This window comes from Endozoicomonas sp. SCSIO W0465 (assembly GCF_023716865.1).
In the GTDB taxonomy this organism is placed as follows: Bacteria; Pseudomonadota; Gammaproteobacteria; order Pseudomonadales; family Endozoicomonadaceae; genus Endozoicomonas.
In genome coordinates this window covers 1941810-1959350 of sequence record NZ_CP092417.1, presented here as the reverse complement: position 1 = coordinate 1959350, position 17541 = coordinate 1941810, and the positions used below count along the sequence as shown (strand labels likewise).

The 17541-nt window shown below is 47.8% G+C and carries 18 protein-coding genes, 4 tRNA genes and 1 pseudogene; 12 read left to right on the top strand and 11 right to left on the bottom strand.

What is annotated here, in order from left to right:
• Positions 1–97: 97 nt before the first annotated feature.
• Positions 98–1459 carry an ISNCY family transposase gene (locus MJO57_RS08480; protein WP_252017318.1) on the bottom strand — a complete coding sequence of 454 codons (1362 nt, stop codon included), beginning with the start codon at positions 1457–1459 and terminating at the stop codon, positions 98–100.
• A 109-nt stretch (positions 1460–1568) separates the two neighbouring features.
• Positions 1569–2003: a DUF6444 domain-containing protein gene (locus tag MJO57_RS08475; RefSeq protein ID WP_252024487.1), complete on the bottom strand. Its 435-nt coding sequence runs from the start codon at positions 2001–2003 to the stop codon at positions 1569–1571.
• On the opposite strand from MJO57_RS08475, the gene MJO57_RS08470 reads away from it, so the two are divergent.
• From MJO57_RS08470 to cysN, 3 genes are all read left to right on the top strand, one after another.
• Positions 2002–2196, top strand: coding sequence for a hypothetical protein (locus tag MJO57_RS08470; RefSeq protein WP_252024485.1), 195 nt, complete (start codon positions 2002–2004; stop codon positions 2194–2196). The two genes, MJO57_RS08475 and MJO57_RS08470, sit on opposite strands and share 2 nt — an antisense overlap.
• 258 nt (positions 2197–2454) lie before the next feature.
• The gene (gene cysD, locus MJO57_RS08465) at positions 2455–3363 is read left to right on the top strand and encodes a sulfate adenylyltransferase subunit CysD (RefSeq protein ID WP_252024483.1); all 909 of its coding nucleotides are present in this window, start codon (positions 2455–2457) and stop codon (positions 3361–3363) included.
• Entirely contained in the window at positions 3363–4955 is a 1593-nt protein-coding gene (gene cysN / locus MJO57_RS08460) for a sulfate adenylyltransferase subunit CysN (RefSeq protein ID WP_252024481.1), read from the top strand. The genes cysD and cysN overlap by 1 nt, the downstream gene beginning before the upstream one ends.
• Before the next feature lie 33 nt (positions 4956–4988).
• On the opposite strand, the gene MJO57_RS08455 is transcribed toward cysN, so the two are convergent.
• Entirely contained in the window at positions 4989–5702 is a 714-nt protein-coding gene (locus tag MJO57_RS08455; RefSeq protein WP_252024479.1) for a hypothetical protein, read from the bottom strand.
• Between the two features lie 69 nt (positions 5703–5771).
• Here MJO57_RS08455 and MJO57_RS08450 point away from each other — a divergent pair.
• The 6 genes and pseudogenes from MJO57_RS08450 to MJO57_RS08425 all read left to right on the top strand — a co-directional run.
• Positions 5772–6272 (top strand): annotated as a pseudogene (locus tag MJO57_RS08450) (aspartyl/asparaginyl beta-hydroxylase domain-containing protein); the annotation flags it as partial.
• A 146-nt stretch (positions 6273–6418) separates the two neighbouring features.
• Positions 6419–7933 carry an IS66 family transposase gene (locus tag MJO57_RS08445; protein WP_252017330.1) on the top strand — a complete coding sequence of 505 codons (1515 nt, stop codon included), beginning with the start codon at positions 6419–6421 and terminating at the stop codon, positions 7931–7933.
• Between the two features lie 57 nt (positions 7934–7990).
• Positions 7991–8104, top strand: coding sequence for an aspartyl/asparaginyl beta-hydroxylase domain-containing protein (locus MJO57_RS08440; protein WP_252024477.1), 114 nt, complete (start codon positions 7991–7993; stop codon positions 8102–8104).
• Positions 8105–8126: 22 nt separating this feature from the next.
• Positions 8127–8306 carry an aspartyl/asparaginyl beta-hydroxylase domain-containing protein gene (locus MJO57_RS08435; RefSeq protein WP_252024475.1) on the top strand — a complete coding sequence of 60 codons (180 nt, stop codon included), beginning with the start codon at positions 8127–8129 and terminating at the stop codon, positions 8304–8306.
• An 87-nt stretch (positions 8307–8393) separates the two neighbouring features.
• On the top strand, positions 8394–10052 hold the full coding sequence (locus MJO57_RS08430; protein WP_252017470.1) for a transposase: 1659 nt from the start codon (positions 8394–8396) through the stop codon (positions 10050–10052).
• A 91-nt stretch (positions 10053–10143) separates the two neighbouring features.
• Positions 10144–10383 (top strand): DUF3094 family protein, encoded by a 240-nt coding sequence (locus MJO57_RS08425; RefSeq protein ID WP_252024473.1) that lies wholly within the window; start codon positions 10144–10146, stop codon positions 10381–10383.
• 62 nt (positions 10384–10445) lie between these two features.
• Here the strand turns inward: MJO57_RS08425 and MJO57_RS32680 are convergent, their stop codons facing one another.
• Positions 10446–10574, bottom strand: a complete 129-nt coding sequence (locus MJO57_RS32680) for a hypothetical protein (RefSeq protein WP_256493255.1) — start codon at positions 10572–10574, stop codon at positions 10446–10448.
• On the opposite strand from MJO57_RS32680, the gene MJO57_RS08420 reads away from it, so the two are divergent.
• Together MJO57_RS08420 and MJO57_RS08415 are read left to right on the top strand one after the other, a co-directional pair.
• Positions 10573–12087 (top strand): IS66 family transposase, encoded by a 1515-nt coding sequence (locus tag MJO57_RS08420; RefSeq protein ID WP_252017330.1) that lies wholly within the window; start codon positions 10573–10575, stop codon positions 12085–12087. The genes MJO57_RS32680 and MJO57_RS08420 overlap by 2 nt on opposite strands.
• Before the next feature lie 71 nt (positions 12088–12158).
• On the top strand, positions 12159–13472 hold the full coding sequence (locus tag MJO57_RS08415; protein WP_252024471.1) for an NAD(P)/FAD-dependent oxidoreductase: 1314 nt from the start codon (positions 12159–12161) through the stop codon (positions 13470–13472).
• Between the two features lie 58 nt (positions 13473–13530).
• Here the strand turns inward: MJO57_RS08415 and MJO57_RS08410 are convergent.
• The 5 genes from MJO57_RS08410 to MJO57_RS08390 form a co-directional block, all read right to left on the bottom strand.
• A tRNA-Lys gene (locus MJO57_RS08410) sits at positions 13531–13606 on the bottom strand.
• 73 nt (positions 13607–13679) lie between these two features.
• Positions 13680–13755, bottom strand: a tRNA-Asn gene (locus tag MJO57_RS08405).
• 45 nt (positions 13756–13800) lie between these two features.
• Positions 13801–13876, bottom strand: a tRNA-Lys gene (locus tag MJO57_RS08400).
• Between the two features lie 35 nt (positions 13877–13911).
• Positions 13912–13987 (bottom strand) — tRNA-Asn (locus MJO57_RS08395).
• A 140-nt stretch (positions 13988–14127) separates the two neighbouring features.
• Entirely contained in the window at positions 14128–14730 is a 603-nt protein-coding gene (locus MJO57_RS08390) for a peroxiredoxin (RefSeq protein WP_252024469.1), read from the bottom strand.
• A gap of 448 nt (positions 14731–15178) precedes the next feature.
• Here MJO57_RS08390 and MJO57_RS08385 point away from each other — a divergent pair, with 448 nt between their 5' ends.
• Entirely contained in the window at positions 15179–15787 is a 609-nt protein-coding gene (locus MJO57_RS08385; RefSeq protein ID WP_252024467.1) for a hypothetical protein, read from the top strand.
• A 129-nt stretch (positions 15788–15916) separates the two neighbouring features.
• Here MJO57_RS08385 and grxD read toward each other — a convergent pair whose 3' ends face one another.
• A complete protein-coding gene (gene grxD / locus MJO57_RS08380; protein WP_252024465.1) occupies positions 15917–16261 on the bottom strand; it encodes a Grx4 family monothiol glutaredoxin in 345 nt (114 codons plus the stop codon).
• A gap of 124 nt (positions 16262–16385) precedes the next feature.
• Positions 16386–16715, bottom strand: a complete 330-nt coding sequence (locus tag MJO57_RS08375) for a gamma-glutamylcyclotransferase (RefSeq protein WP_252024463.1) — start codon at positions 16713–16715, stop codon at positions 16386–16388.
• Positions 16716–17541 lie beyond the last annotated feature (826 nt).

The following is a 17541-nucleotide window of genomic DNA, read 5'->3' as shown; positions in this document are numbered from 1 at the left end:
AATCTGGGACGGATATTGGAGAAAAACGCGAAAAGCAGGCAGAAAACATCCTCCCACCATGCTGGAAAGGTACTTTCATGTAGCGTGGAGGTGGCTATCAGGATGGTGCCGGGTGTCTGGCCAGAATCACCAGGTTGTAACAGACCACCGATAACCAGCAATGAGAATCAAAACGCTCAGAACCCTTGCAGTGGCAACGTGATAGCCCAAAACATCTCTTTAGCCACGAAATTCCCGCTTCAATACCTGCCCGGAAGCGAAAGAGCGTTTTATACACATACTGACTTTTAGTCATCTCTTCGACTTCAAGTCCGCGCTTCTTATTAAAAGCTACATCGCTGATTCCCATGGCCTTGGCTTTTTCCAAATTAGCGCGACACGCGTATCCGCCGTCACCGCTTGTCTGGCGAGGTACACGACCATAAATTTCTTTTTGTCTTTCCATCATCGGAATGAATTGGTCCGAATCCGCTGGGTTACCTTCCTCAATAACCAGGTCCAGGATCAATCGACTTTTTCCCTGAACCAGGTTCAGTTTATGGCCATACTGTACTTGCCGCCTGTCTTTTACGATGATATCCGTATGGGGTTCATACAGGCTAACCACTTTTTCCTGGGCTGGCACCTTTTCACCCTTAAAGACCCTGCGCTCTGTCTGGGAGACTATTGCATCCACCAGGGGTAACAGGTGATCCACATCGGCCTGCCACTTGTCGGCATCATCAGCCAGGAGACACTGCCCCTGCTGACGGGCGTTTGCTAGCGTGACAGTAGCTTCGATAAGTACCTTCCGGGATTTTCGGGTCAACTGCAGCAGTTTTTTATAATGCTGATGCCGCTCTTCTTTGCCAGCGTAGATGCATTTTCTGGCCGCATCTTTTACGGCTCGGTTGTGATGGGTATATTCATAAAGCGGTGTCGCTGTCAGTGTTTGTCCCCGTTCCAGCAGCCGACAAATTTCTTTAACGGAACTGGCTAAAAGATCACTGTCGCAAGGAGGTTTGATATCCGATTCGGTGACTGTGCTGTCAATAGCCACAGTGCGCCCTTTTTCAATACCCTGATCTTTAGCGGTCATTAGCTGACAGTTATTAATCCGTTCCCATGTAGATGCAGTAAGAAGGCTGATGAGCCCATGCAAACTGGAGCGACTGGGGCGCTGGTTTGGTTCGAGGCGACAAAAGTCTCGAAAGAGCATGGAGTCCATCAAAACAAACGACAAGTAGTCATAATCACAATTCAAATACTGTTTCAGGAGTGCCGCACGAAGAACGGATTCTGCTGATAGTCCGTTCCGCCCAGTGTTCTGTTTATCACCAGAACTTAAGTCCTCATAAATCCAGTCATTGAACTGTGGATGGGCGTCAAGCCATTGCGAGATACCGGAAAGCTGGGAGCAGATTTCATGAGGTACGTAATGGAGTTCCATACTACACTGCGGGTTGCGTTTTTTGCGCATTTGGAGTCCTCTGTTTTTGGCAATCCCTTATGTTTCTTGCTCTTGGGAAGTTTAGTCGCCAGATAGCAGTAGGGCTCCACTTAATTTTTCAGGATAAAATCTACAGTTTTCAATTGGTTGTGTTTTTGGACGAGAACTCACTATCAAGAAGAGACGCCTGACATTTATTGCATTCTTTAACCGGAAGGTACTCAATATAGTCAGGGATATCGACCTGTTTAAGACAAGTGCCCTGATGCCCTTTCTTTCCACCGGCTTTATTACCAGAAGACTGTCTCAGACTTTTAGGATTGGGTTTTTCATCCGATGGATCGGTACCTTTATCTGCGGAAAGGCCGTCAGAATGATCTGGAGAATTACTGTTTTTACAAGGTTTTTGATAACCATCAGACGATGGCGGCTTGCTGCTGTTTTGACTGTTCTTGCCAACCTTTTCTTCCAATTCTCGACATCGCTCTTCCAGACAGGCAACTCTCATCCGCAGCTCTGCATTCTCTTTCAAGAGAATCTCAGCCGACATAGTTGCGGGTAGTTCTGGAATCATGCTGGCGAATATTGTGGAAAAATGGTGCTTAAGAGGATGGTATAAAAATCAGAAAATTCCAGATTTATGTGGGGGTGCTGAACAGTTACCAAAAAAGGCTTCCTTTGTGTCTTCGTTCCACCATGGACGGTGGAAGCGTGGATCATGCAGGAGCAATTATCGACTCTTCAGTAAGCGATATATTTATATATAAAAACAATATAGATATTGAATTTATTATTCTATTTTCACTGAGGCTCTTGTAGGATTTCAGACTGCTACTGGGTTGAACATTGCTGAAGCCCTTTATCTACAAAGGTTGTCAGCATATTGTCCGGTAATGTTGCTCAATCCTTGTTTTTCGTGACCTACAGTCAGTTTTCACTGTAGAGCAGTTCGTAATCAAAATAGAGCCTTCACTGATAGTATTTCACCTGGCGCATAACAATAACTTCGCTTTGGGTCGAAATGCATGTCGGATCAAGACTTCAACCATCTGAAACAGCTGGAAGCGGAAAGCATCCATATCATCCGGGAAGTGGCTGCTGAGTTTGAAAATCCTGTCATGCTTTACTCAATTGGCAAAGATTCTGCCGTGATGCTGCATCTGGCCATGAAAGCTTTTTACCCGGGTAAGCCTCCCTTTCCTTTATTGCATGTGGATACTACCTGGAAGTTCCGGGAAATGATTAAGTTTCGTGACCAGCTGGTAGAAAGACTGGGTCTTGAGCTGCTGGTGCATACCAATCCGGAAGGTCTGGAGCAGGGCGTCGGACCATTTACCCATGGCAGTGCAAAGCATACCGATGTCATGAAAACCCAGGCACTCAAGCAGGCACTGGATAAATACGGTTTTGATGCGGCGTTTGGTGGTGCCCGCCGGGATGAAGAAAAATCCAGGGCTAAAGAGCGGGTTTACTCTTTTCGGGATAAAAACCATCGCTGGGATCCTAAAAACCAGAGGCCAGAGCTTTGGAATATCTATAACAGCGAGGTTGAGAAGGGCGAAAGTATTCGCGTGTTCCCGCTGTCAAACTGGACGGAACTCGATATCTGGCAGTATATCCACCTGGAACAGATCCCTATTGTGCCGCTGTATCTTGCCAAAGAACGCCCGGTGGTGGAGCGTGATGGCAACCTGATTATGGTGGATGATGAGCGGATGCCGCTGCAGCGGGGAGAAGAACCCCAGATGAGAAAAGTTCGCTTCAGGACCCTGGGGTGTTACCCGCTCACCGGCGCCGTAGCATCTGAAGCCGATACACTGACCGACGTGATTCAGGAGATGCTCCTGACCAGAACCTCTGAGCGACAGGGCCGGGTAATAGATCATGACAGTGCCGGCTCCATGGAAAAGAAAAAGCAGGAAGGGTATTTCTGATGTCACACCAATCTGAACTTATTGCCACCGATATCGAAGAGTACCTGAATCGTCATGAACAGAAAGAGATGCTGCGATTTCTCACCTGTGGCAGTGTTGATGATGGTAAAAGCACCCTGATTGGTCGCCTTTTGCACGACACCAGCATGATTTATGAAGATCAGCTAGCTGCCGTAGAAAACGACAGTAAGCGTGTAGGCACCCAGGGGGAAAAACTGGATCTGGCGCTGCTGGTGGACGGTCTGCAGGCAGAGCGTGAGCAGGGCATTACCATTGATGTGGCCTACCGTTATTTTTCCACCGAAAAACGTAAGTACATTATTGCCGATACGCCCGGGCATGAGCAGTACACACGAAATATGGCAACCGGCGCTTCCACCTGCGATCTGGCGATTATTCTGATTGATGCCCGCCAGGGCGTGCTGACCCAGACGCGGCGGCATACCTACATAGCCAGCCTGCTGGGCATAAAGCATATTGTCGTGGCCATAAACAAGATGGATCTGGTGGATTTCAGCAAGGCACGGTTTGAAGCGATTCGTAACCAGTACCTCGACTTTTCAGAACCGCTGCAACTGGGTGATATTCAGTTTGTTCCGATGTCGGCACTGGAAGGCGACAATGTGGTTCACCGCAGCGAACGGATGTCCTGGTATCGTGACAGCACATTGATGGACGTGTTGGAAAATGTCGAGATTGCCCGGGACCGTAACCTGGATGACTTCCGTTTCCCGGTGCAATATGTCAATCGTCCCAACCTGAATTTTCGAGGGTTCTCAGGAACACTGGCCTCTGGCAAAGTCAAACCAGGCGATCAGGTCAAGGTATTACCATCGGGTCAGGTGAGCAGTGTTGAACGCATTGTGACCTGGGATGGGGATTTGTCTGAAGCCCATGCTGGCCAGGCGGTTACCCTGACCCTGACGGATGAAATTGATATCAGCCGTGGTGATATGCTGGTGCTCAGGGACAGCCCTGTTCAGGTGGCTACTGATCTGGATGTGGATCTGGTCTGGATGGCGGAACAGCCCATGAGCCCCGGCAGGCAATACCAGGTCAAGTTTTCGGCCGGCAAGGTGTCGGGCAGCTTTGTCGGGGTTGATCACCGGATTGATGTGAACTCCCTGGCCCATCACCCGGCAGAGCAGCTGGCACTCAATGAAATTGGCCTGTGTCATCTCCGGCTGACCAGACCCGTTCCTGTGGACAATTACCGGCGTAATCGCCAGACCGGTGCCTTTATTGTCATTGACCGACTCAGCAATACGACGGTTGCCGCCGGTATGGTGCGGGGAGCCAGTGAGCGTACCCATGACCGGGATTCGCTGTCGAGAGTCCATCGTCAGCAGCGCTTGGGCCAGAAAGGCGGTATTTTCAGAGTTGCCCGGCAACATGCTGACGTTATTGAACGACAACTGTTTGATCGTGGGTTTTATCCATTAGTGGTTAGCAGTGATGATGTACAGTGGTCTGCCAAGGCGGCTGCCCTGGTCGAGGCTGAAGTTGTGGTTATTGTCTCTACAGATGAGAAAGTTAGTCATTCAACAGAAGAAGTTATCAGCTTAATCATAAAGAAAATTTCGTTAGCATGACCAACGCCTGCATCAGGAGGAGAAATACTTCCGTCACGGCGCCACCATGGCTTTCAGGACTTCAGTAGCAGACATCCTCTGTTGCAGGTAAACCTCCGCCTCTCCCCACTCAAAAGGGACAGTGAACCGGTCAGTAACTTTAAATGCCTGCTGATGAAGAAATGGCTGCAGCGCATAACTGACCGTAATAATCTTGATGCCGGCAGGGAGTTCCGCCAATCGCTCGGCCAACCCGGTAATCACATGATCCTCAAGGTTTGAGCCATACAGGTAGATAATTGATGCATCTTCCAGAGAAGATTCCATATAGTCTTCACAACGAACAGTAATGCCATCCAGTCGCATACGCTGGCTGGTACGCTGTAAGCGCCAGCAGAATAGTGGAATCTGCTCAATAGCTGTCACCTGACACCTTTTAACTCCCTGCAGCCAGACACTGGTAAAACCACTCCCGGCCCCAAGCTCAAACACATGGTCCTCAGCGGTCACACCCGATCTTTCAGCAATTAACGCCAAACTGGTCAGGGGTGTTTCACCGTATACGTGAATGTTATCTGCCTTGATACGTCGCTGGTAACGACGACTGACCGCGTAAGGGCTATCCAGAAGATAACTGAGCTTCAGCCATATCCACGGAAACACAAAGCGCAGATATCGGCCATAGCATTTCAGTTCGCGGACATTCTGTCGCCATTGATAAAGCCACTGCCTGAAAGCCAGTACTAACAATTCCCTGTTAAACGCCATACCTTTGCCTCTTGTTAAAAGTGAGGGCGGACTATAGTTGTAGCCATTCCACTTAAATGGATAGTAACCATGATTGCTGATTTACTGGCCCCAAAGCTCCTGTTCATTTACTACTGCATTGGTGCAGCACTCTATACCCACCATAGGGGAAACGTTCGCCACCGACCTTTTCGCCAACTCAGCGATCACTCTACCTTTATGGCTCCCGTAAATGCCATTATGTACCTGTTCTCGAAAGTACCCCTTACCCCATATATTAATACCAGCCACTTTCCGGAACTCAAAGTACTTGATGCCAACTGGCAAGCCATTCGCGATGAAGCTCTGACGCTGTACAGGCAACGCCACATCAAATCCTCTGACCAACTGAACGACATTGGCTTTAACTCGTTTTTCAAATCTGGCTGGAAGCGCTTTTACCTGAAATGGTATGGCGATGAACTCCCCTCTGCTGCAGCCCTTTGCCCCAGAACCGTTGAGTTCCTCAGGCGTATTCCTGACATCAAAGCCGCCATGTTTGCCATGCTTCCTCCCGGCAGTCGGCTGGTCAAGCATCGCGACCCCTATGCCGGATCACTCCGCTATCATCTTGGGTTGGTTACCCCCAATCACGAGCAATGTTTTATCGTAACTGTTCAGCACCCCCACATAAATCTGGAATTTTCTGATTTTTATACCATCCTCTTAAGCACCATTTTTCCACAATATTCGCCAGCATGATTCCAGAACTACCCGCAACTATGTCGGCTGAGATTCTCTTGAAAGAGAATGCAGAGCTGCGGATGAGAGTTGCCTGTCTGGAAGAGCGATGTCGAGAATTGGAAGAAAAGGTTGGCAAGAACAGTCAAAACAGCAGCAAGCCGCCATCGTCTGATGGTTATCAAAAACCTTGTAAAAACAGTAATTCTCCAGATCATTCTGACGACCTTTCCGCAGATAAAGGTACCGATCCATCGGATGAAAAACCCAATCCTAAAAGTCTGAGACAGTCTTCTGGTAATAAAGCCGGTGGAAAGAAAGGGCATCAGGGCACTTGTCTTAAACAGGTCGATATCCCTGACTATATTGAGTACCTTCCGGTTAAAGAATGCAATAAATGTCAGGCGTCTCTTCTTGATAGTGAGCCGGTCAAATATATTGAACGACAGGTGTTTGAACCAGGGAGACCGGGTGAATTTGAAGTAACGGCCCATAGAGCTGAAGTAAAAATCTGCACTTGTGGTTGTCGGAATCAGGCTGAATTCCCGGAAGGTGTTACCGCTGCCGCACAATATGGCTCAGCCACACAGGCTATGGCCGTCTATCTTAACCAATACCATTTCCTGCCTTTTAAGCGCGTGTCAGAGTATTTTAATACTCTCTATAAAATGAGTGTAAGTGCAGGCACTGTCGCCAATTTTGTGGCCAGAACCTATGAAAATCTGGCTTCTACTGAAGAGGTTATTCGTGACGCCTTGCGGGAATCGTCTGTTGCCGGAGCCGATGAAACGGGTATGCGGGCCGAGGGCTCTTTGCACTGGCTACACGTTATGCGGGATGAACAATGGACGCTCTACTACTTGTCTGAAAAGCGAGGTCGTGAGGCCATGGACACGATGGGCATACTGCTAACATTTGCAGGCGTTCTGGTTCATGATCATTGGAAATCCTATTTTGCATATGCGGCAACTCACGTACTTTGCAATGCCCATCACCTGAGGGAGCTTTTGGGTGTTGTTGATAGGGACAGCAATCAACTGGCGTTGCGATTGATGAAGCTACTGAGGCTTTCCTGGCATTACTGCAAGGGCTTTAAGACCATAGGTATGCTACAGATGCCAAGTGTTGTCTGTGAACGAATCGAGAAGATTTATGACCGGTTGCTTCAGCGGGCTCTAATGAAAGAAGTCGTCTATATGGAGAAGCAACGAGAGGAGCTTAAGCGCAAGAAAGTCAAGAATACTAAAGCTTACAATCTCTTCAAACGACTCACTGAGTTCAAGGCTGAGACACTGCGCTTCATGTCAGATTTTACCATTCCCTTCGATAACAATGGCAGTGAGCGGGATGTTCGAATGGCCAAGTTAAAGCAGAAAATCTCAGGCTGCTTCAGGAGTGCAGACGGTGGTTCTATGTTTGCACGGATTCGCAGCTATTTGTCGTCTGCCAGAAAACAGGGAATGGACATATATCAATCACTTCATAGAGCTGTTCGGAATTACTGTAATATGCCTTTGCTCAGTGCTGAATAGTTACGTTTTATCAATGTTGATGGCGAAACGTATTACTGGAAAGATGGAGAATCGGTCATGTTTGATGAAACCTACATCCACTTTGCCGAGAACAGCACCGACACCGATCGCATTAATTTGTTCTGTGACGTAGAGCGCCCCATGAGCAATCCGCTGGGCCAGGGCCTTTAATCGTACGTTCTCACACCTGGTAATGGCAGCCAGTGCCACCAAAAACCTTGATGGCGACAGGGTCGGTGGGCTGAACAGAGCCTTCCAATACCTCTATCAGATTCGCCTGCTGGGCAAACGGATTAAAAATTACAACAGAACGCTTTACTACACGGTGAAATGGATACTTTTTCTTGGCCTCCTCTACGCTATTTTCGGTTGAGGGCTGGTAAAGAGAGATTGATAAATTGTAATTTCTCAAAAAGTGCTGGAAGCAGGATAATTTCGGTCAGTCGTCTATCCTCTCACCATGGCTTTTCTAGAACACCAGCAGTTACAACCTGAAGATCTACTGAGATTCATCACTCAGCAGCAAGAGCAGATCATTCAGCTCAAAGAGCAGATAGAATTGCTTGAAGCAGAGATTCGTCGTCTAAAAAAACTGCCCGCAAAGCCTGACATCAAACCAAACACCAAACCTCCCGATGATGACACCGGCAGCCCTGATGGAGATCCATCCGCTCCTGAGGGTAACGATGGAGCCAGCCCAGACACCTCGTCAAAGCAGAAGGTTAAGAAGCCCAACGAGAAAACCAGAAAGCAGCGTAAACAGCCCCGAAAGCCATCGGCGGAAAAATCCATACCCATTGCTGCCACTGATGTTCCGGAGGGATCAATCAGGAATGGAACCACCCCTTTTCATGTTCAGGAACTGACAATACAAACATCCAGTATTGAATATCTTTTAGAGCAATGGGTGACACCCGATGGACAAACCATTACGGCCAAACCGCCAGCCAGCCTTCATGGACATCATTACGGGCCAATGCTGCAGGCCTACGTTCTGCACCAGTATCATGGTTGCTCCGTTACCCAGCCAGAACTGCTGGACTGGCTATGGGACATTGGAATCTCTATTTCCAGCGGGGAACTCAGCCAGCTTCTGACGAAAGGACACGAGCAGTTCCATGCTGAGAAAGATGAGCTGTTGACTACAGGTATTCGCTGTTCAAGTTATATCCAGACAGACGACACGGGAACAAGGCATAAGGGGAAGAACGGTTACTGCACCATCATCAATAACGAGTCCTTTGCCTGGTTCGAGAGCACAGACAGCAAAAGCCGGGAAAATTTCGTAAGCCTACTGCACCGCCCATGGTCAACTTACACGTTCACCGACGATGCCTTGATCTATCTGGAAAAACTGGATTACCCCAAAAAGTGGCTACGCGTTCTTAATCCATACAGAGGCGTCACCTTCCTGAGCCATGAAGCCTGGGAAGAATGTATGAAAGACCTGAGACTAACTGGTAGACGGCGCCAGCAGGCCAGTGAAGCCATGATTTATGGCAGCCTGATACAGCATGGAGCAGGACATCTTACCACCTTCAGTGATGGGGCAAGGCAGTTCGACGTTTTCAAACACAGCCAGTGCTGGATACATGCAGAGCGAGGGCTGGCAAAAGTTCATCCGGTCAATGATCAGCAGGCCATGGCTCAGAAATGGCTTCGGACATGGTTCTGGGCCATTTACGATGACCTTAAAGACTTCAAGACAGAGCCAACTGAAAAAAAGGCAATAAAAGTACGACAGGGGTTCCAGGCGCTGATCCAAACCCAAACGTGCAGTGGGCTTCTTCAGGATGCTCTGTCAGGGTTGGCTGTAATCAAGGAAGAGCTATTACTGGTTCTGGATGACCCGAGCTTACCGCTGCACAACAACCTGAGCGAGAGTCAGATACGAGAATATGTTAAACGACGAAAGATCAGTAGTGGGACGCGAAGCGATTTGGGGCGGCAATGTCGCGACACCTTTGCCAGCCTGAAAAAAACGTGTCGCCTGTATGGTCTCTCTTTTTGGGATTATCTGAAAAGCCGACTAATGGGCGATGGGTTATTTCCGAGATTGAGTAACCTGATTGAGGAGGCTTCACGTCATCTTCCGTGTGGTGCTGCCAGCAGTTTTTGAGAAATTACGATAAATTGAACAAAACGATGCTATCGCTTTCCGCGGATCGCAGAATGTACTATGTTTTGCTTGAAGAAAGGGAGTTATCACCATGAGCCAAGACACTACAGCACCTGTCGACGATAAAAAGCACTTTGCCAATTCCGATCAACAATCCAGTCGGCTTTATCCCGAAGATCAGGAACGGGTGGATCAATATTTAAAGAAAGGGGTTAATGAGGTCGAACGCTCGCCATTCAGGCCACTGCGTTTGATGGCCTGGCTAACTGTTGTCATTGTTGTTCTGGGTGTTTTAAGCCGTATCATCGGCTATCTGGTTTTGCCTTCCTGAGGAGATGACATACGCAACCGGAAAACAGGCTGCAAATAGCCATGAACAAAAAGTTCATATCTTCAGTGAAATAGCTTGTGAAAAAAGCCTGTAAAAAATTGTAACTGTTCAGCACCCCCACATAAATCTGGAATTTTCTGATTTTTATACCATCCTCTTAAGCACCATTTTTCCACAATATTCGCCAGCATGATTCCAGAACTACCCGCAACTATGTCGGCTGAGATTCTCTTGAAAGAGAATGCAGAGCTGCGGATGAGAGTTGCCTGTCTGGAAGAGCGATGTCGAGAATTGGAAGAAAAGGTTGGCAAGAACAGTCAAAACAGCAGCAAGCCGCCATCGTCTGATGGTTATCAAAAACCTTGTAAAAACAGTAATTCTCCAGATCATTCTGACGACCTTTCCGCAGATAAAGGTACCGATCCATCGGATGAAAAACCCAATCCTAAAAGTCTGAGACAGTCTTCTGGTAATAAAGCCGGTGGAAAGAAAGGGCATCAGGGCACTTGTCTTAAACAGGTCGATATCCCTGACTATATTGAGTACCTTCCGGTTAAAGAATGCAATAAATGTCAGGCGTCTCTTCTTGATAGTGAGCCGGTCAAATATATTGAACGACAGGTGTTTGAACCAGGGAGACCGGGTGAATTTGAAGTAACGGCCCATAGAGCTGAAGTAAAAATCTGCACTTGTGGTTGTCGGAATCAGGCTGAATTCCCGGAAGGTGTTACCGCTGCCGCACAATATGGCTCAGCCACACAGGCTATGGCCGTCTATCTTAACCAATACCATTTCCTGCCTTTTAAGCGCGTGTCAGAGTATTTTAATACTCTCTATAAAATGAGTGTAAGTGCAGGCACTGTCGCCAATTTTGTGGCCAGAACCTATGAAAATCTGGCTTCTACTGAAGAGGTTATTCGTGACGCCTTGCGGGAATCGTCTGTTGCCGGAGCCGATGAAACGGGTATGCGGGCCGAGGGCTCTTTGCACTGGCTACACGTTATGCGGGATGAACAATGGACGCTCTACTACTTGTCTGAAAAGCGAGGTCGTGAGGCCATGGACACGATGGGCATACTGCTAACATTTGCAGGCGTTCTGGTTCATGATCATTGGAAATCCTATTTTGCATATGCGGCAACTCACGTACTTTGCAATGCCCATCACCTGAGGGAGCTTTTGGGTGTTGTTGATAGGGACAGCAATCAACTGGCGTTGCGATTGATGAAGCTACTGAGGCTTTCCTGGCATTACTGCAAGGGCTTTAAGACCATAGGTATGCTACAGATGCCAAGTGTTGTCTGTGAACGAATCGAGAAGATTTATGACCGGTTGCTTCAGCGGGCTCTAATGAAAGAAGTCGTCTATATGGAGAAGCAACGAGAGGAGCTTAAGCGCAAGAAAGTCAAGAATACTAAAGCTTACAATCTCTTCAAACGACTCACTGAGTTCAAGGCTGAGACACTGCGCTTCATGTCAGATTTTACCATTCCCTTCGATAACAATGGCAGTGAGCGGGATGTTCGAATGGCCAAGTTAAAGCAGAAAATCTCAGGCTGCTTCAGGAGTGCAGACGGTGGTTCTATGTTTGCACGGATTCGCAGCTATTTGTCGTCTGCCAGAAAACAGGGAATGGACATATATCAATCACTTCATAGAGCTGTTCGGAATTACTGTAATATGCCTTTGCTCAGTGCTGAATAGTTACAAAAAATTAACAGCACGCTTTGCAGCCCTATTTTTATAATTAATAGAAAAGAAAAACTGGAATCAATGTGACTAACGAACTCCATAGAATTGTGATTGTCGGTGGTGGTGCCGGAGGCCTAGAGCTGGCCACTCGTCTGGGCAGAAAACTTGGAAAAAAACAGCGTGCTGAAATTACGCTGGTTGATGCGAATAATACCCATTTCTGGAAACCTCTCCTGCACGAAGTGGCCGCTGGATCACTGAACGCCTTTGAAGATGAATTAAGTTATCTGGCGCAAGCCAAGTGGAACCACTTCAAATTTATTCCCGGCAAGATGGAAAGCCTGAATCGTGCCGAAAAATCCATCGGACTCAGTCCCATTACTGATGCCAGCGGTCAGCAGGTCGTGCCAGGGCGCACCCTGAAATACGATCAGCTGGTTATTGCGGTAGGTAGTAGAGCAAATGACTTCAACACAGCCGGTGCCAGAGAGCACTGTCTGTTCCTTGATAACCGTCAGCAAGCCGAAAAAATCCACACCACGCTGATTAACCACTACCTTCGCGCCCAGGCAAGCGGCAACGGAACCACTTCACTTCGAATTGCCATTATTGGCGCGGGTGCAACCGGCGTGGAGTTGGCAGCAGAACTGCATTTTGCTGCCATTGAACTGGCTCACTATGGACTGGATGCCATCAAGCCAGACAACCTGGAAGTTACTCTCATTGAGGGGGGAGAGAGGATTCTCCCTGCACTGCCTGTTCGAATCAGCAGCAGTGTTCATAAGCAACTCAGCAAAATGGGAATTCGGGTGATGACCCGGCAGCTGGTGAGCGAAATCAAGGCTGACGGGGTAATCACTCGCGGTGGTGAATTCATTGCATCAGACCTGAGAATCTGGGCCGCAGGCATCAAGGCACCCGGGTTTCTGTCTCATCTGGATGGTCTGGAAACCAACCGGATCAACCAGCTGGTCGTTCGACCAACACTACAAACGACGCTTGACGATCAAATCTACTCAATGGGCGACTGCGCAAGCTGCACCCTGATCGATAGTAAAAGTGCAAGTCTTACCATCCCACCCCGTGCGCAGGCTGCTCACCAACAGGCATCCCTGCTGGCCAAAAGCCTGATAGTACAAGTCAATGGTGCCACACCGCTGGAATTCAATTACAAGGATTACGGCTCCCTGATTTCCCTGAGTCGCTTCAGTGCTGTAGGGAACCTGATGGGAGCGATTACCGGCGATATGATGATTGAGGGGACACTGGCCAAATGGTTTTACATCAGCCTGTACCGGATACACCAGATGACACTGTTCGGCAAACTGAGAACCGGGACACTGATTTTGAAGGACCTGATCAGCAGAACAACCCGACCACAGCTTAAGCTCCATTAATAAAAAAACCGCTGGTAAAAAGGTCACCAACGGCTATGAAAACGAAATAACTTTTACATGGTGGGTCGTGTAGGATTCGAACCTACGACCAATTGGTTAAAAGCCAACTGCTCTACCGACTGAGCTAACGACCCATTTCTGCACCAGCATCAAGCTGTTACACAGAACATTTCTGGTAAGCTTTTCGTAAAAGCTTTTCCTGGAAAATGGCTCCCCGAGCTGGACTCGAACCAGCGACCCAATGATTAACAGTCATTTGCTCTACCAACTGAGCTATCAGGGAACTAACCGACAGTTTTACTGTGCTGCCAACATTTTTTAACGAAGATGGTGGGTCGTGTAGGATTCGAACCTACGACCAATTGGTTAAAAGCCAACTGCTCTACCGACTGAGCTAACGACCCATTATCACACCAGCTACAAGCTGACATAAAGAAATTGGCTCCCCGAGCTGGACTCGAACCAGCGACCCAATGATTAACAGTCATTTGCTCTACCAACTGAGCTATCAGGGAACTGCGTCTGTCAGCGACATCCCGTCACTGACCAACGGCAGCGAATGATAAGGTTATTTTGCTGTGAGTCAAGTATTCCACTGCAAAAAACTTTTTAAAAAAAGCAGCGCAAGCAGCTTTTTGCCGCTCGCTATACGGTCTCAAAGGCCGTCAGCACTCTCGGAAAGGTATTTCGCAACACCATCCGGAGAAGCTGTCATCCCTTTATCGCCTTTGTTCCAGCCAGCTGGACAAACCTCGCCGTGCTCTTCGTGGAATTGCAGAGCGTCAACCAGACGAATCAGCTCATCCATATTACGGCCCAATGGCAGGTCATTCACGATCTGGGAACGAACCATGCCTGCCTTGTCAATCAGGAAGGCACCACGGAAAGCCACACCGCCTTCAGACTCAACGTCATAAGTCTTACAGATATCATGTGTCATATCGGCAGCCAGGGTGTATTTAACCGGGCCGATACCGCCCTGATCAACAGGGGTATTGCGCCATGCATTGTGAGTAAAGTGGGAGTCAATGGAGACACCAATCACTTCAACGCCACGCTCCCTGAAAGCGCTTATACGATGATCCAGGGCAATCAGTTCAGAGGGACATACGAAAGTGAAGTCCAGCGGGTAGAAAAACAGCAGACCGTACTTACCACGAATAGCTTCGGACAGTGTAAAAGCATCAACAATAGAGCCATCACCCAGTACAGCGGGAACAGTGAAGTCAGGAGCCTTCTTGCCTACTAAAACGCCCATAAGTGTTTCTCCAATGATTTACGAAGTCAGGATTTACTAAGTCAGGGTTTACGAAGCCAGGATTGACGACGTTGTGCGGTTTAACACGAGAGTGCAATAATTGTGCAAGCCCGCACCGAACCACGCACCACAAAAACTGTGCATTTAATGATACACAGGACTACGGTTTTCGCACACCACAGCAGCGGCAAACAACTGGTTTTTTTTTAGAATAAACCGCAAACAGGCCAGACATAAAAGGAACAAATCCTAATACAGCCCCCTGCCTGCTGACGCTTTACCTTTGCTGAATACTGACCACCATCTTCCGGAAGTAGAGCTTTATTTAGCAAGCAAATCCTGTACGGAGACAAAGATTGGCAGGTCGATACCATTTTACGTACAAAGAAAATGAACCAATTGGAGATAACAATATCAAACTGTGTTTAAAAATAACTTATGTTGGCGTATGGCTATGCAACGTACTGGTATCTCCTCCACAAAGCCGGTGCAATTCTGGAATACAGCACCTGATGCAGATATCAAAAAGCCAGATCCCATCAGACAACCAAATCATGGACAAACCAGTAGAGGCCTGAAAGTTACCACAAACTTTCCATCAAATTACGTCCTGTTTGGCAAAGACTCCGCCTTTTCACCCCCTCCCGGAAAATTTGAAAAGCTAATAACAACTTGGCAAAATCAATCAGATAGCGATGCGGAGTGTGATCAGGAAATACAAAAGGCATTTGCCGGCTTATCATTCTCAAGCCACTCTAATGTCAATAATGTCAAGAAAGATCAACAGTCTGAGCCGGCACCTGAAGACGTCAGCAAAAGGGTCATTTTAAAAGCCAAAACAAAGCGCTCATGCAAAAATAAAAGTGCTCGCCCAAAACCAGAAAGACTTCTCTCTTATCCCAATACTTCACAGCAGCCGGTAAAGCCCCGGGCAACTTTACCCGTGGCCGTTTCGACACCGGTTACAGCAACGCTCAAATCCGGCTATATAGTCACGGAACCTCCTCACAAAAGACCATGCAACTCAACGTTTCCAGTCAACGTTTCCGGTCAATGATTCCATAACCTGGCATGAGACCGCAGCCTTGATAGCTGCACAGGCAGACTTATTTGAATTTTAGCTCTGAAGAAAGAAAGATAGCCTTCCGGAATAATCACATCGGAAGGCCATACAACGGTTGCCGGATCAGCCTTCTGCCTTTTCAGCAGAACCAGCAGAACCGGCAGCCTCAGCAATCAACTGCTGCAGCTCACCGCTGTTAAACATATCTATGATGATGTCACTGCCACCAATCAGCTCACCCTTAATCCACAGCTGTGGGAATGTCGGCCAGTTAGCATACTTGGGCAGATTGGCACGAATCTCAGGGTGCGCCAGGACATCAACAAAAGCGAACTGTTCACCACAGGCCATCAGGGCCTGAACCGCCTTGGATGAAAAACCACACTGCGGTAACTTGGGAGAGCCCTTCATGTACAGCAGGATAGCATGGGATTCAACCTGTTCTTTTATTTGCTCCATTACGTCCATGAGACGACCTCTTCTTCATTGGAATCATAAAGCAGGACATTTTAAAGAAAATACCCGACTGTCACCATATGTTATTACCTACAATAGAATAGAAAAAACCAATACAACAGACGTATTCTTTAACTCAAACACGAATTGCATAAACATATGCCATTGATTTACTGCCGTTCTCAAAAATCACTTCTGCGGAAATACGCTTATATCCATCACCTTCAAAAGTATCAATGCGCTTCCAGCAATCAGCTAATTCAGTGGATGTGAGCACCCACCCCTTAACCACGCCCCCTTCATCGGAGGGCATAATGCCAGGATAGCCCATGGCAGCTCCCCACCCCTTATCCAGCAAAAAACCTCTTAATGTTGCGGGTTCCCAGACTCCCGGGACCTTCTCCAGTACATAATGATTTTCTCGCCCGGGAGCCAATGTGCCATAAACAAATAGACGTTGAATCACCTATTAATCCTCCTGTTAAGCGCAAAAAATAACTTTAGATATACACCGGCTCAACCCGCTGGATAATAGCGGAACTTATATTTTTCTTTTTTATCTACTAATGGGGTGTCGAATAGCCAGACTGGGGAGTCACAGGAATATCGATTGCGATAGCCCTCTCAGAGGCACTAAAACACCGATGTATCCTGGAATGTATCCTGGAATCGTCCAATTGAAAGTAGAGTATTAATCATTTTATGTTTCCCACAGACAACTCTGCTAACAGCTATCGTAACTCAGCCAATGCACCAGCGTATTGCTACAATCAACCCCGGGACCAAACGGAAGATTACCATCCCTCTCACCCTGCGCCTTCAGGGCAAAACGTATTCGCTGGATACAATATTGCTCAGTACCAACCCCAACCAGCGAACAGTACGCCGGTTCATTTATACAATGAGTCCCCGATTCCAACGAAAGAGTATCCCTCTTCATATAATCTTCCGTCGGGGCAAAACGTATTCGCTGGACATAGGGTTGCTTCTTACCAACCCCAATCAGAAGGCAGTACGTCCGTTTATATATACGGTCAGTTCCCGGTTTCAACGGCATGTTACTACCCCTCACAAACTCTGCCAGCAGAGCGGGATGCATTTTCTGGTAATTCTGCTGTGCCACCACACTATGACTCTTACCAACCACTCCCTGACCTTGTTACTGCTCAGTCACAGCATTTTTCTATTCAAAACCAACACCGATTTCCCGGTGCCTTAAGACAAACGGCTACGGATGTTGAATTTGCTGAATCGATCCAGGAAATAGGCAGAGCATATAACTTACTTAAAAA